17 protein-coding genes and 1 pseudogene are annotated in these 13,890 nt (G+C 38.3%); 6 read left to right on the top strand and 12 right to left on the bottom strand.

Annotation, left to right across the window (positions count from 1 at the left end):
* Positions 1-3 precede the first annotated feature (3 nt).
* The 3 genes and pseudogenes from M3600_RS23245 to M3600_RS23235 form a co-directional block, all read right to left on the bottom strand.
* Positions 4-621, bottom strand: a pseudogene (locus M3600_RS23245) (HAD hydrolase-like protein); the annotation flags it as partial.
* A gap of 136 nt (positions 622-757) precedes the next feature.
* The gene (locus M3600_RS23240; RefSeq protein WP_237941237.1) at positions 758-1,201 is read right to left on the bottom strand and encodes an SRPBCC domain-containing protein; all 444 of its coding nucleotides are present in this window, start codon (positions 1,199-1,201) and stop codon (positions 758-760) included.
* A gap of 145 nt (positions 1,202-1,346) precedes the next feature.
* Positions 1,347-2,333 carry a DUF3231 family protein gene (locus tag M3600_RS23235; protein ID WP_251647768.1) on the bottom strand — a complete coding sequence of 329 codons (987 nt, stop codon included), beginning with the start codon at positions 2,331-2,333 and terminating at the stop codon, positions 1,347-1,349.
* A 169-nt stretch (positions 2,334-2,502) separates the two neighbouring features.
* On the opposite strand from M3600_RS23235, the gene M3600_RS23230 reads away from it, so the two are divergent.
* Complete coding sequence (locus tag M3600_RS23230; RefSeq protein WP_233314264.1) at positions 2,503-3,045, top strand: helix-turn-helix domain-containing protein; 543 nt, start codon at positions 2,503-2,505, stop codon at positions 3,043-3,045.
* Positions 3,046-3,074: 29 nt separating this feature from the next.
* On the opposite strand, the gene M3600_RS23225 is transcribed toward M3600_RS23230, so the two are convergent.
* The 7 genes from M3600_RS23225 to M3600_RS23195 form a co-directional block, all read right to left on the bottom strand.
* The gene (locus M3600_RS23225; protein WP_251647766.1) at positions 3,075-4,061 is read right to left on the bottom strand and encodes an ornithine cyclodeaminase family protein; all 987 of its coding nucleotides are present in this window, start codon (positions 4,059-4,061) and stop codon (positions 3,075-3,077) included.
* A 57-nt stretch (positions 4,062-4,118) separates the two neighbouring features.
* Positions 4,119-5,429: an MFS transporter gene (locus tag M3600_RS23220; RefSeq protein WP_233314266.1), complete on the bottom strand. Its 1,311-nt coding sequence runs from the start codon at positions 5,427-5,429 to the stop codon at positions 4,119-4,121.
* 317 nt (positions 5,430-5,746) lie between these two features.
* On the bottom strand, positions 5,747-6,685 hold the full coding sequence (locus tag M3600_RS23215; RefSeq protein WP_233314267.1) for a magnesium transporter CorA family protein: 939 nt from the start codon (positions 6,683-6,685) through the stop codon (positions 5,747-5,749).
* Positions 6,686-7,002: 317 nt separating this feature from the next.
* Complete coding sequence (locus M3600_RS23210) at positions 7,003-8,118, bottom strand: DUF418 domain-containing protein (RefSeq protein WP_251647764.1); 1,116 nt, start codon at positions 8,116-8,118, stop codon at positions 7,003-7,005.
* A 95-nt stretch (positions 8,119-8,213) separates the two neighbouring features.
* Entirely contained in the window at positions 8,214-8,555 is a 342-nt protein-coding gene (locus M3600_RS23205) for an ArsR/SmtB family transcription factor (RefSeq protein WP_233314269.1), read from the bottom strand.
* A gap of 83 nt (positions 8,556-8,638) precedes the next feature.
* Positions 8,639-9,028, bottom strand: coding sequence for a hypothetical protein (locus M3600_RS23200; protein WP_233314270.1), 390 nt, complete (start codon positions 9,026-9,028; stop codon positions 8,639-8,641).
* A gap of 85 nt (positions 9,029-9,113) precedes the next feature.
* Positions 9,114-9,557, bottom strand: coding sequence for a hypothetical protein (locus M3600_RS23195; protein WP_233314271.1), 444 nt, complete (start codon positions 9,555-9,557; stop codon positions 9,114-9,116).
* A 135-nt stretch (positions 9,558-9,692) separates the two neighbouring features.
* On the opposite strand from M3600_RS23195, the gene M3600_RS23190 reads away from it, so the two are divergent.
* From M3600_RS23190 to M3600_RS23180, 3 genes are read left to right on the top strand one after another with little or no spacing between them, the layout of a single operon-like run.
* Positions 9,693-10,244: a TetR/AcrR family transcriptional regulator gene (locus M3600_RS23190; protein ID WP_233314272.1), complete on the top strand. Its 552-nt coding sequence runs from the start codon at positions 9,693-9,695 to the stop codon at positions 10,242-10,244.
* The gene (locus M3600_RS23185) at positions 10,244-10,567 is read left to right on the top strand and encodes a DMT family transporter (protein ID WP_233314273.1); all 324 of its coding nucleotides are present in this window, start codon (positions 10,244-10,246) and stop codon (positions 10,565-10,567) included. The genes M3600_RS23190 and M3600_RS23185 overlap by 1 nt, the downstream gene beginning before the upstream one ends.
* A 19-nt stretch (positions 10,568-10,586) precedes the next feature.
* Positions 10,587-10,934: a DMT family transporter gene (locus tag M3600_RS23180; protein ID WP_311315962.1), complete on the top strand. Its 348-nt coding sequence runs from the start codon at positions 10,587-10,589 to the stop codon at positions 10,932-10,934.
* Positions 10,935-10,952: 18 nt separating this feature from the next.
* On the opposite strand, the gene M3600_RS23175 is transcribed toward M3600_RS23180, so the two are convergent.
* Both M3600_RS23175 and M3600_RS23170 read right to left on the bottom strand, forming a co-directional pair.
* Positions 10,953-11,699: a phosphorylase family protein gene (locus tag M3600_RS23175; protein ID WP_233314274.1), complete on the bottom strand. Its 747-nt coding sequence runs from the start codon at positions 11,697-11,699 to the stop codon at positions 10,953-10,955.
* 38 nt (positions 11,700-11,737) lie between these two features.
* Positions 11,738-12,223: a tetratricopeptide repeat protein gene (locus M3600_RS23170; protein ID WP_251647762.1), complete on the bottom strand. Its 486-nt coding sequence runs from the start codon at positions 12,221-12,223 to the stop codon at positions 11,738-11,740.
* A gap of 238 nt (positions 12,224-12,461) precedes the next feature.
* On the opposite strand from M3600_RS23170, the gene M3600_RS23165 reads away from it, so the two are divergent.
* Positions 12,462-12,647, top strand: a complete 186-nt coding sequence (locus M3600_RS23165) for a hypothetical protein (protein WP_233314276.1) — start codon at positions 12,462-12,464, stop codon at positions 12,645-12,647.
* Between the two features lie 211 nt (positions 12,648-12,858).
* Complete coding sequence (locus M3600_RS23160; RefSeq protein WP_251647760.1) at positions 12,859-13,869, top strand: aliphatic sulfonate ABC transporter substrate-binding protein; 1,011 nt, start codon at positions 12,859-12,861, stop codon at positions 13,867-13,869.
* Positions 13,870-13,890: the final 21 nt, after the last annotated feature.

Below are 13,890 nucleotides of genomic sequence, written 5' to 3'. Positions count from 1 at the left end.
AGTGTCTGCTAGATAGGTAGGCTTGGATAAAGCCAGCTCTTCCCGGGACCCATATCCATATGTAACACCGACAGAGTCTATGCCAGTATTATTTGCTCCAATTAAGTCATATTTTCTATCCCCAATCATGATAAAATCACTAGGTTCATATTCTTTGTAATAATCAAGCAAATATTGAATGATGTCTGTTTTCGCTGATCTAGTTCCATCGAGATTGCTGCCGACAATCATATCAAAATAAGAATCAATTGCAAAATGCTCGGCAATTTTTTCAGCAAAAACCGTCAGTTTTGAGGTTGCGATTGCCAAAATACAGCCGTTCGCTTTTAACCGGCTTAACAATTTTGGTATCTCTTCAAAGAGTTCATTTTCATACATTCCGTATTTTTTAAATCTCTCCCGATAAAATCCAATTGCCTTTGGAATTGTTTCCTCATCAAATCCAGCATATTCTGCAAAAGAAACATGCAATGGCGGTCCGATATAGCATTCTAATTCATCCAATGTTGGTACTTGTTTATTAAGCTTTGCGAAAGCATGTTGAACAGATTTCGTGATTCCTTCCTTAAGATCTGAAAGTGTTCCATCCAAATCAAATAGTATGACTTTATATGTTTTCATTCCAACATCCCTTTCTGCTTGTAAACTACCTCATTTTACCATATTCAAATTCAATGAATACCCACATTGTCCTAAAAAAGAAAAAAACTGCTAGTTAAGCAGCAGTCTTCCTGAATAAAAACAATATTGCACCTTCTTAATCAAACACTAGCGCCGCCCTCAAATCACAGATGTTATGTTCTAAGTAACCTTTTAAGCAGGTAAGGGTGTAAACCCAGCCTTCCTTTTGGCCGAGCAGTTTTTCAACAAGCAGGGGATCTTCGGGCTTGAAGCCCGATTCCCGCACTTCCATTATTGTATTTGTTTGTTCGTGCTCCCTTAATTTAATGGTAACGATTGTTTCCTCCCGTTCAGCGCCCCAAGCAAACACAATTTTTTCGTTATTCAGAATTTCCAGCAGACGAATTGCTGCTTCTGCCTTATACTCGTTATATTTAAGGATGACAGTATGACCTTGCGCCCAATTTTCTGAACTGGATGAAAACCAAAAATTGCCGATTTTTTCTCGCTCTACAATCGCTGCGAATACATTTTCAACAGGCTTGTTTATTTGCAGTTTAACAGTTACTTCTGTTACCAACTATAATGCCCCCTTTTTTATATTATTCTATTCTATCATAGGAGGATACGGTACCTAAACGGAGCAATGCGATAGTTTACATAATTAGCTTATCTTTAACAAAGAAGGTGGATACTGTTCTATCAGTATCCACCTTCTTGTACAGCTAAACTCTCATTTTCGGTGGTGACTCCAGCCAGCCTTTATCAATCATAATTTTAGTTCCGTCCTCTGCATACAGTTCAATTTCTCCTAACAGACGGTTATAAGAGACGCCTAAATCCCGACGATAGCTTGTGCCTAACCCTAATCCGTAAAAGCCTATGCCTGCTGATGTAAGTGCGCTTGCAATGAACATCATCAGCTTTTCAGAGAATACTTTCAAATCCTGTGGTATGACCTCTTTATCCCAATGAAGGCTAGCGTACAAATCATTATCTTTCAAATATGCTTGGAAAATCTCGCAATGCTTCTCAGCAATTTCTTTTCCGCGAATTAAATATTTTTTTACTTCCTCTGAACGTGTTGATGGAAGGAAGCCAATCATTAATCCAGCACCTAAAGCATTTCGGTGGAAATTGGCATATAAATTTGTAATCTCTGGAGCAGTGAGCGGTCTCTTATCTCCTAGGAATCCAGACAGAAAGCTCTGGCGCTGGATATAATCGACTTCCTTTGCTGGCGGAACCTCCGGTAAGCTCTGGTATTTTCCTTTAAGTGTAAGAAGTTCCACCAGCATTTCATAAAGCTTCATAGCATCTGTTAGACACTTCTTATAATAGTCCATACAATCTTGTCTTTGAACAACAGATAAATTTATCCCATGCGCCCGTAAACCCATTCTGGCAAACTGGTGAATATACTCCAGTATAAAATCGTCTGTATACACCTTTTTTGCTGTTGGAGATATATCCTCTTCTACATGAAAACCATGAGGTATTGCCCTACCCTCAGACTTAAAGATCTTTTTTATTTCATCCAGCTGGCGAACCGATGTGTGATAAGCAAACTCCACAATATCCTTTGTTTGCTTATCTTCGGCAATTTTCAAAAAATAACTGAACATGCATACTTGAGAGCTTTCTCCCATATAAGATCCCCATAGCTGGGACACTTCTGCTGAAGATAATAGATGTGAGTCTTTTTTTGACACAGTAAGTCCTCCACGTATTTTTTTATGAGTTTGCCCATTACCGGAGGATTTCATGTATGTTCCTTAAAAACGCAAACCTTTTGCAATATTCTAATACTTGTATATAATAAAATGACCAGTACATACAGCTTTAAAAATTATTATTCTTTTTGTCTATAAAGGAGCAGTTATGGAGCAAAACATCGGCAGATTAATTTATGAGCTTCGGCGCGGCAAAAAACAAACATTGAAACAGATTGCAGAAAAAACTGGCTTATCTATCAGTTTTATATCTCAGGTGGAACGATCTAAGTCTTCCATTACGATTGAGTCGCTCACAAAAATTGCTGAAGCTCTTAATGTCAGCCCAAGCTATTTTTTCACAGATAAAAACAAAGAGAAAAAATTTGTTCATCGCAGTGTTAAAGATGCGGTAACCATTCAAGCGTCCCAATTCATTTATGAAAGCATCACAGGTGATGTAAACAACCCTGTGTTTGAACCGATGATTGTCACATTGTTGCCGCGCAATCAAAAAGTAACAACATTCACTCATTCAGGACAGGAGTTTCTGTATGTACTAGAAGGAATACTTACCGTCCTCTATGAGGAGGATGAATACGAGCTTCATCCTGGAGACAGCTTTCATGTAGAATCTACCAATCCTCATAACTGGTATAACAGAACGGATAAATTAGTTAAAATACTATATGTGCGCTCAAGCGTAACTTAAAGTATCTCCATCATAAGATGGGGATTTTTTTATAATGCAACTTCGTAACCCACCCCATTTTCAACTGCCTTCATAAAGACTGCAGCTGCAACGGCAGTATCTAAATAAGCAACACCGACAGATTTATATAGAGTGATTTCATCCTCCGAAGTACGGCCGGCCTTTCTGCCAGCTACAAGCTCTCCTAATTCCCCGTAAAGCATGTCAAAGCTCCACTGCCCTGCTTTTTCTGGTATGAGTAAGTCTCCTGCTTCATCACGAGCACCTTCGATTGTATCGACAACAATCTTGCTGCAGCGTTTTAATGTCACTAAATCAACTTCCCTCATCTGCGGCTTAAAGGCGCCGATTGCATTAATATGTGTGCCAGGCCGTATATGGCTGCCATCAAAAAGCGGCTCAGTCGATTTAGTGCTACAGACAATAATGTCTGCTTCTTTCACCGCATCATTGCCTGTTTTTGCAATCTTTATCTCACCATTCCAGTCTGGATAGAGGGAGGAGATTACTTCAGCAAACTCGACTGCTTTTTCCGTCGTCCGGTTATACAAAACCAGCTGTTCTAGATTACGAACTGCCATCACAGCTTGTACTTGTCCGAGAGCTTGAGCTCCGCAACCCAGTATGGCAGCACTCCTAGCATTCTTCCTTGCGAGATGGTCTGTTGCGACACCACTTGCCGCACCTGTTCGTAATACAGTTAAGAAACTGGCATCCATAAGGGCTGTTTGCTTGCCGGTTTGTGTTTCAGTTAACAAAATGACGCTTTTTAAGGCAGGATTGCCTTGTTCGTTATTCGGAAAAATTGTGATAACCTTAACCGCTGCATAGTCGAGCGGCTTTAAATATGAAGGCATTATAAGGGAAGTTCCACCTGCCTTTTCATGCTCCACTGCTGTCCTGACAGGAGTAATTGTCTCTCCTTGTGCATCATATAAAAAGGCTTTGCGCACATCTTCTAAACAATCTTCCATAGGATAAATGGTGCGAATCTGCTTCTGTGATAATATCAGCATCTTTTTACCTCCCCTTAAAAAATTTTTCTGGGAGCAGATCTATAGCCCCCATCCCCATCAATCCAGTTCTTCGTTGCTTTTATCTTTCGCAAAGTAAATGGCAATTAAAGATATGACACTTGTAGCAACAATATATAATGCAACAGGAATCCACGAATTACTGTATGCGCTTAACAATGCTGTTGCAATGAGCGGTGCTGTCCCGCCGGCAAGTGCAGCTCCAAGCTGATAGCCTAGTGTGACACCTGTATAACGGACATTTGTAGTGAATATTTCAGTAAACATCGTGCCAAGTACAGCTGTAACTGGTGCCCACAGAATGCCAAGGCCAATAACAGTTGCTATAATCAGCAAGAAATCTGATTGTAAGGATACAAGATAGAAGTACGGAAAGGCATAAAGAAGAATCGCAACCGTTCCGCCAATGTAGAGCGGTTTTCTCCCTACCTTGTCTGATAATTTTCCCATCAAGGGAATCATGACAGTTGCAACTAAGACCGAGATTGTAACTGCATTCAAAGCAACAGTCCGCTCATAACCTTGGTATTCAGTGGCATAGGCAATGATGAAGGTTCCAAAAATATAAAATGGTCCTGTTTCCACCACTTTTGCGCCGACAGCTATTAACACTGCTCTCCAGTGATAGCGCACTGTCTCAATAATCGGCACCTTTGCAACGTTTCCACTTTCTTTAGCTTCTTTAAATGCAGGTGTTTCATCAAGCCCCTTTCTAATCCAAAGGCCTAGAAATACTAATAAAGCGCTTAAAATAAACGGTATTCTCCAGCCCCATGACATAAATTGAGCATCACTTAACACAGTAGTCAAAATAGTAATGGATAATGTTCCTAACAGCATCCCAATTGTTACGCCGATTTGCGGGATACTTCCAAAAAAACCGCGGCTGTTTTTGTTTGAATACTCGACTGCTAGCAGCAAAGCACCGCCCCATTCCCCGCCAATGCCAAGGCCTTGAATACATCTTAATGTAATAAGCAGGATTGGTGCCCACACACCAATTGCATCATAATCTGGCAAACAGCCGATTAAGACTGTTGCGCCGCCCATCAGCGACAATGTCATTACTAGCGTTGTTTTTCGCCCGACTCTATCACCAATATGGCTAAAGATAATTCCTCCAAGAGGTCGAATGAAAAAAGGCAATGCAAAGGACACATAAGATAACAGCAATCCGACAACAGGATCATGATTTGGAAAAAACAAGGTTGTAAATACTAAGGAAGCAACTGTGCCATATAGAAAATAATCAAACCATTCAATGGAACTGCCTATTAAACTAGCAATTAATGCTTTACTGGCAATCTTTTTTGTCACTGCCGGCTGAACTTGTATTGGCTGTGTCTCCATTATCCATATCACTCCATCTTCACATTTTTTTATCTGCTCTGCCTGCCCTAGATGAGGTAATCATATGTTTTCTCCTCCCCACTCCCCTTTTAACCTAATATCAAATATTTTGTTACCACTTCATATCCGTTTAAAAAATTGAAGTGACACTTAAATATTTAAGCAAAAAAATTTTCCGATAATTGGAGTATATTATATTCAGATTTTTCAGTCAATGTGTTTTGTAAGAAAATCTCTCCTTAAAAATATCCGTAACTCTACTTGAATTTATTGGATAAAATAAAAAAGAGTGCATCTTATTATGCACTCTGTCTACTTTAAAAGAACCTCTTTCGCCAAAAAACAACCGCTGTAATACTAGATAAGATTGTTGAAATTAAAATAGCGACAAAAAAGGCATATTTATATTCTTGATAAGGAATGTCTACATTCATTCCATAAAAGCTCGCAACCATTGTCGGAAAGGAAAGAACAATCGTAAAGGAAGTTAAGAACTTCATTACCATGCTTACATTGTTAGAAATAATGGAAGCAAATGCATCCATCATGCTGCTTAAAATAGATGCATGTGTTTCAGCCATCTCAATCGCTTGCTGGTTCTCTATAATAACATCCTCAAGGAGATCCTGATCGTCTTCATACATTTTTAAAAATCTGCTTTTCATCATTTTATGCATAACAATATCATTTGTTTTGAGTGATGTTGTAAAATAAACAAGGCTCTTCTGAAGATGCAGCAGAGAAAATAACTCCTTGTTTCGCATCGACTGCAGAAGTTGACCTTCAATCGTATCTATCTTTTTGCTGATTTGTTTTAAATACTTTAAATACGCATTAGACATAGAATACAGGATTTGAAAAGCGAATCTCGTTCTTTTATATGTAAAGAAATCCTTGACTTTCCCTTGAGAAAAAGCTTGAAAAATCGGATTATCCTGTAAACAAATGGTGACGAAACAGTTTTTCGCAATGATAATTCCTAATGGAATCGTATCATACTCCGGTTTCTTTTTTTCATTCATCGTAACATTTGGAACGTTGACAATGATCAAAATATCTTCACCGTCTTTTTCAATTCTTGAACGCTCCCCCTCATCCAAAGAGTCTTTCAAAAATCCATTCGGTAGTTCAAGCTTCTGGGCAATAAACTGTATCTCTTGTTCCGTTGGGGCAACCATGTTGATCCAGCACCCGCTCGTAATCGTATTCGTTTCTTTAAGTACTCCTTCTTCGTTAGAAAGATAAATGTTTAACATGATAAAACCTCCTCTAAAAATTATGAGGAAGCCAAAACTTAGCCATAAACAAGTTGAATTTTACTTGCATTCAATATTTGAAGGAATGACTCCTTATTGACTTCCCCCTTGGTCGACTCGGGCTCTGGTTCACTGCAATAATGACTACTCATAAAAATTCAACTCCTTTTATAATCTAATTTTTATCAACTACTTCATTGTACTTATTTCCTATGGTTTTGCAACTAAACTAGTAAAATATTAAATAAAAATCCAAAAAATCAAACTTTTCGACTATTGTGTAATTCAATGCTACAAATTCGAATTTCCTATAGATTTTAATAAATTTTAAAGTAGGTTAACTTTCTCCACAAAAATTCAACTGGGCCTTGTTTAAAACGTTGTAACCAAAGATAGCTTAAGCCAATTTGGCAGACAGCAAGTACAAAAGAGATGAGTATTAACTTTGACGGCGGTATTGTTGCATACAAAGAAAAAATTCTAAAAATGAGTAACCCAATAATGTTTTGCATTAAATAATTAGTAATCGCCAATCTGCCAACATAACGGAAATAGATTAGACTCATTTTGCTTAGCTGCAAAAACAGTAAAATACTTAACCCATAAAACAATGACATAAGCGGATTACCAAATGCATCAGATGCTTGAATAAACAGCAAGTAATCAGGGTGCAGCACAGCCAATATTTTCAAGCCTAACCCTAGTCCTCCAAACAAAATCCATACAAACACATGCTTCTTCGTTATATGTATAATAGTTGATTTATTTTTCGCTAGTAAAACCCCGATTAAAAACATCGGAAAAATGCTTAGAAATAAATATACAATAGAAAAAAACTCAAAGGTTGACAGCCAATCATAAAAATTTTGTAAAAAAGCTGTGATTCCACTTGTCTGATAATTTTCAATAACGGTTAGTAAGTAATCGTAATCAAAGTACTCAGCCGGATTATACGGAAAATGAATAAATAAAAAAAGCAGCAACATATTTGGCAAATATAACAGTATTAGCAGAATGCTAATTGTCTTACTAGACGCCTTATAGAGTGGCAGCAACAAAAAGCCAAACAGAGCATAGGTGGTTAGGATGTCTCCGTACCAAATGAAAATAGCATGCACTGCCCCAATGCAAAGTAGAACGAATTGCCTTCTGGAAAATAGTATGTACGGATTTTTTCCCCTTGCCGCTGCCTTGTCCATAAACAGCATAAAACTGAATCCGAACAGAAGAGCAAATAAAGGATAAAAATTTCCTTGTACGAAAATAAATAATAATTGTTGTATTAATAAATCAACTTGTCCTGTCCAAAGACTGCTTGGAAAGCTGTCATATAATACGGGACTGCTTAACGGCACAATATTCGCAAAAGCAAGCCCTAAAACAGCAAAACCTCTTACTATATCTATTTCATGAATTCTCTCTAAGCTATTCATATCATCCCTTCTTTCATAAAAAAGACTCACCGCATATAACAATTGCAAATTCTGCTATATGCTGTGAGCCCCGCTACCTATATTTTTTAATGAAGTTATGCATCACATGAAATTCTCAGACCATTTTCCTCTAGCCAAGTAAATCTTTCCGTTTGGTCAGGGATATACCGGAGCACATCTTCAATCATCGGAAAATACTTCGTATTGCGTTCAAGAGAGTATATCATCCATTGCCCTCGTCTTTGTTCCTTCACAAGTCCTGCATCCTTTAACTTTCTTAAATGCTGACTGACTGCCGGTTGAGACATTTGAAAAATGTCAACAAATTCACATACACAGCAATCATGGATATTCAGCATCCCGATTATGGACAACCTAGTCTTATCACCTAATAACTTTAAAATGGCTGCTGTTTCTTCCAACTCTTCATTAGACATTATAATCATCCATTTCCATTAAATTATAATTATATAATAATGCCGTTTTCTAATGTCTGCAAGGATATGCTACTTCTAATTACCTATTTTGCTTTATTCTTCATAAATAGAACATCCAAAAATACTATACCGAATGAGCAGCCCAACGGGATAAATAAATAAGAGTATGCACCGTTATTATCTTGCTTGAGAACATTATTAATAAAAAAAGAAATAATGGCAAGCACAACAAACCAAGAGAGGAATTTTAGCATTCTCTTTTTAATTTCTGTCCGATTTGCCTTTCTCCAATATTTTAAAGCACTACCACCGAGGTACAAAGCATACAGCAAAATAAATACTATATATCCATAAATAAAATTTTCTGCAAAGGCAAGACCATTATGAAAATAAACAATAAAAATAGCTAAAACGGTAGATAATCCGAACACTGCAAGCATGAGCCAGTTAAACCAAACATAATTTTTTACCATCGTACACCACCAAAAACATTCATTAAACTGCTAATCCACTATCTCAAACTATACATTATTTGTAAACTTTTTTGTATTTTTCCAGTCAATCTGGATATTCCTCTAACACCCATGGAAGAAAAACTTCAAAATTCAGCTGAAGAATCGGCTCAGGAAAATTTGCTTGTACCTGTTCTGCTTCCTGTGCTAGACAAAACTCAAAAGGGCCGAGCTGGTATGTATGATGATCCTGCCAATCAGACATTGTACATGTGTTGCCCTTCAAAACCTTGCCGACAATATGATAAAAGCCTATATAATGATGCAGCTCTGCGTTTTCCATTGCAAACTCTGAAACTTCTGCCGGTTTTTCTGGTATGATGCCAAGCTCAGCAAAAAATGAGGTGACAGAAGCATCGGCACTTTTGACCGCCTCTGCATAATTACAGCAATAGAGACAATCACACACCTCTATATCTGTTTTGTAAAATTTATTTGTTTTTTCCACATCTATTTCCAATATCCAGCCATTATATGTCCGTATTTTCATATCCTTCCCTCCTATAAGAATAGATATATATGGAAAAACATAAAAGGTTTTCTTAGCAGTGTCAACAAATTCTTTTATTGACCAAAAAACCGTCCAGACGGTACAATAATAAAAAAACAGGAAGGAGACATTACAATGGATTCAAAAGCTGATGTTAAACGCCGGCTTATTATTGATACAGCGAAACAAATTATTCATGAGAGCGGCATTACCTCCTTAACCCTGGATGCTGTTGCCAAACAAGCTAATATCAGCAAAGGCGGTCTTTTGTATCATTATTCGAGCAAAGAGGCTTTAATAAAGGGGATTGCTTTGTCTATATTTGAAGACTTGGATACAGCTTTAACGGAATACGCAAAAAAAGACCCCGTTGAGACAGGCAAGTGGACAAGGGCAATGATTGAAGTGACAAAGGATGATTTATACAACCGTGCCGAGCTAAATGTTGCAGTGATGGCTTCCTCGTTATTGGATAAGGATGTAGCTGAAGGTATTTCAAACAGCTATCAAAGAGCTTTAACAAAATTGGAAAACGACGGCATTTCTCCTGTGACAGCTTCAGTTATCCGTCTCGCCCTTGATGGACTGTACTACTCGCAAATGCTCCATGTTGCTCCATTGGATAAAAAAATGCAAACAGCAGTGCTTGATCAGCTCACACTCATGACAAGGAAGGAGGATGTGTAATGAATCCATATTTACTACTTGTAGTTTCCATTATAAGTGAAGTGTTTGCAAGCTCGATGCTGAAAGCAACAGAGGGCTTCAAAAGGCTGCTACCGTCTGTTGGTGTCGCTTTAGGATATGGAATTGCCTTTTATGCTTTATCGTTGACATTAAAGACCATGCCGATTGGAACAGCCTATGCAATTTGGGCAGGTGTTGGCACAGCACTGACGGCGGTGGCTGGAGCCGTACTTTATAAAGAAAGCTTCAACAGCAAAAAAGTAATCGGCCTCTTACTTGTCATCGGCGGGGTAATCTTATTGAATTTTGGCGGAGCTCATTAATTGAAAGGAGACTTCCATTGTGAAAGGATATATTTATTTAAAAATCTCGATTATAGCTGAAGTATTTGCCACTACAATGCTTAAATTGTCAGAAGGCTTTACCGTTATGCTCCCGTCTGTCGGTGTAATTATCGGCTATGTACTTGCCTTTTATTTCATTTCAAAAGCGCTCCAAACACTGCCGCTAAGCTTAGCCTATGCAATATGGTCAGGTGTTGGGACCGCTGCGACTGCGATAATAGGCGTCATTTTATGGGATGAGCTAATGAACACAGTCATGCTGTGCGGAATTGTGCTTATTATTGGCGGTGTTTTTCTTCTGAACGGGTCAGAAAAGACAGAAACAGCGAAGAAGCCTGCTAACTAATGAGCTTCTTCGTTTTTCTTAAAAAGATCTCCCTAAATATAAGGCAATGTCTCGTATCCTTTCATCTATTTCCGCTTCTATTGCTTCCCTTTCCTTACTATAGGAATAAAAAGTATCACCTTTAAGCAAATGGTCCGATAAATTTAATAAACTGACTGCTTTTTTGTTAAATTTGTTCGCAACAGCAAGTGTAACGGCTGACTCCATATCAACACCTAAATGCCCAGCTGTTGACCAGGCTTGAACCATCTTTTCTGTCTCTAAATACGGAGTGCTCACAGACAAAACACTGCCTGTAACATACTTGTAGTTTTTTTTCTGGCAAAATTCAATGGCCCTCATTGCCAGTTCCTCATCGGATGTTACCGTTTCACAGCCTGGCAAATAAGCAGCTGAAACTCCATCGTCCATTTTTGCCTCAGTCACTATCAAAATATCACCATAGTTGACTTTAGCTGACAAACCGCCAAAATAGCCTGTTTGGATAAATATGTCAGTGCCCATTGCTGCGAACTGGTGGGAAACTGCTGCAGCCATTGCTCCTCCGTATACATTAGCAAATCCTGTTAAGACAGCCTTATTTCTCCCAATGACTGTATTCCACTTTGGCAAAAGCATTTCCTGGCTCAAGATTCCCTTCCACTTATTGATATTATCTGCATGATTCCATTCCCCATGAACAATTAAAGCATCAGGAACATGGTGTTTTTGGATGCCAACAGCATGAAGCCAATCTTCTTCCGTAAAGTCTCCATATAGTTTCATATATTAGTAACACCTCTTAAAAGTTAGCTAATAAATCCCTACTTCCACGATTCGTTCAATTTATCTGAATAAAAGGTAATTGCTTTCTTGTACTGTAATATACTTTCATCCATTGTTGTCTCCACTAAGGCAGTAAGCAGGAGCTCCATCGCCTTTGCGTGATTCTCCAGATTGTATAAAGTCATCGCGTAAAACACTTGGAGTGCTCTGTTGGCCGGATACTTCTGAATTGCCTGTGAAAAAATGTCGCTTGCCTTCTCATAATCTCCTAATGTTCGGTATGTGCTGCCAAGCCCCAATAAGGCTCCTTCCAATTCCGCTTCGGGAAGTCCTAACTGAATAGCTTTTTCATAAAATAACACTGCCTTCCTTTCTTCTCCTAATAAATCTAGACTCCAGGCGTATTGATAAAGGATAAACGAATCCTCCGGATAGCTTTGGACTAATTCCATCAGCACACCGCTTGATTTATAATACTCCCCGTCCTCTCTCCACTTTAATGCTGCTGCAAGTTCGTTTCTCATGTTTCCCTCCTAAATACTGCTATTAACTTATTAAGTTCGCTTAATCCCCCGCTTCCCCTGCTTGTTTTTAATATAGGAACTTAGATTTTTTTATTATTTTTATTAAAATCCATCTAAACCACTTGGATTAGTGTATTTTTTTGTTGTATAATGAATATATGATAATACGAACAAACAAAATCAGAGTTATACAGTAATAGACACATATTGATATAGAATATCCATAGGAGGGAATACCATGGTAAATCTTAATGATGCAAAAAGAAGATTAATGATTCAAAAATTAGCAGTGTATGGCAATTACTCGTTTGATGCCTTAAATAGCTTTTCTCTTCCTGAACTGAATAAAAGATACCATGAGTGTATGGCAGCAGTGCATCCTCATGATGGAACAGGCTCTATTAAGTGGAAAAAGCAAAGATAATTTTTTACTCGAAAACCAACCTAACAAGTAAGAATAATTGGATATAAATATAATCTGCTAATCTAAATGAATATGCCGATCAGTCAGCCTGAAGGCCCTAATGTATAGTGTTTGCTATACTTAGGGCCTTTTTATTTTCAGCTTGAAAGGTGGTGAGAACTGTATAGGCTCTGATTTGTTTGTTTATAAAAATCGTATGGGAGGATACATAATGGTTTATTTTAAGAAAGCAAGTTTCTTACTATCTGTTTTACTGTTAATCTTTGTGAGTGCCGCCTGCGGTGCGCCCTCTGCATCAAACAGTTCGTCTGACGAAAAGGCTGGCGAACTAACTGTAAATATCGGGGTACAGCAAAGCATTTGGCCAATTCTGCTTGCGAAAGAGAAAGGCTGGTTTGAAAGTGAGTTTGAAAAGGCTGGTGCTAAAGTTAACTGGGTAGAATTTCAGAGCGGGCCTTCTTACTTTGAAGCAATTGCTTCTAACCGCCTTGACTTTGGCCGTGTCGGCAATATCCCCGTTTTAGCTGGCCAAGGCGGGGGAATAAAATTCGAGGAAATCGCAACAGCAAGCACCGGGGAGCTTGGTGATGCCATTATCGTTCCCAAAGACAGCCCGATTAAAACAGCAGATGATTTGAAAGGCAAAAAAATTGCTGTTGCTAAAGGCAGCAGTGCATATGGTCTTTTATACAGACTGCTTGAAAAAGAAGGCATTAAACCATCTGAACTGGAAATTATCCAGCTTCAGCCAGATGAAGCTCAGCCTGCATTTGAAACTGGTTCTGTTGATGCATGGGCCATCTGGGAACCTTATCAGTCCATTCAGGTGATTAACAAGAAGGCGAAAGTAATCGCAACAGGAAAAGATATCGGCAGCTACAGCCCAGGCTTCCAAATTGTTCGATCTGAATTTGCAAAAGAACACCCTGAGCTTGTTGAGCTGTACTTAAAAGTTACGGAAAAAGCAACTAGATGGCAAAATGAACATAAAGAAGAAGCAATTAAAATTTATGCAGACTTAAAGAATACGGACGAAGAAATAATCAGCAGAGTCCTTGAAAATTCTGTTCCTGAAAACACACCTATTAGCGCTGACATTATCAAGGAACAACAAATAACTGCTGATTTGCTTTTGGAGCAAGGTGGATTGACAAAAAAATTGGATGTGGCAGAGGTTGTTAATAACCGTTACATTGAAAAAGTTTTAAAAGAATACGAATAAGCTAATAGATTTCCTTCTGAA

Origin of the sequence: Niallia sp. MER 6, assembly GCF_023714395.1 — a bacterium.
GTDB lineage: Bacteria > Bacillota > Bacilli > Bacillales > Cytobacillaceae > Niallia.
Note: the sequence above shows the minus strand (reverse complement) of the source record. Positions and strands in the feature narration are given on the sequence as shown.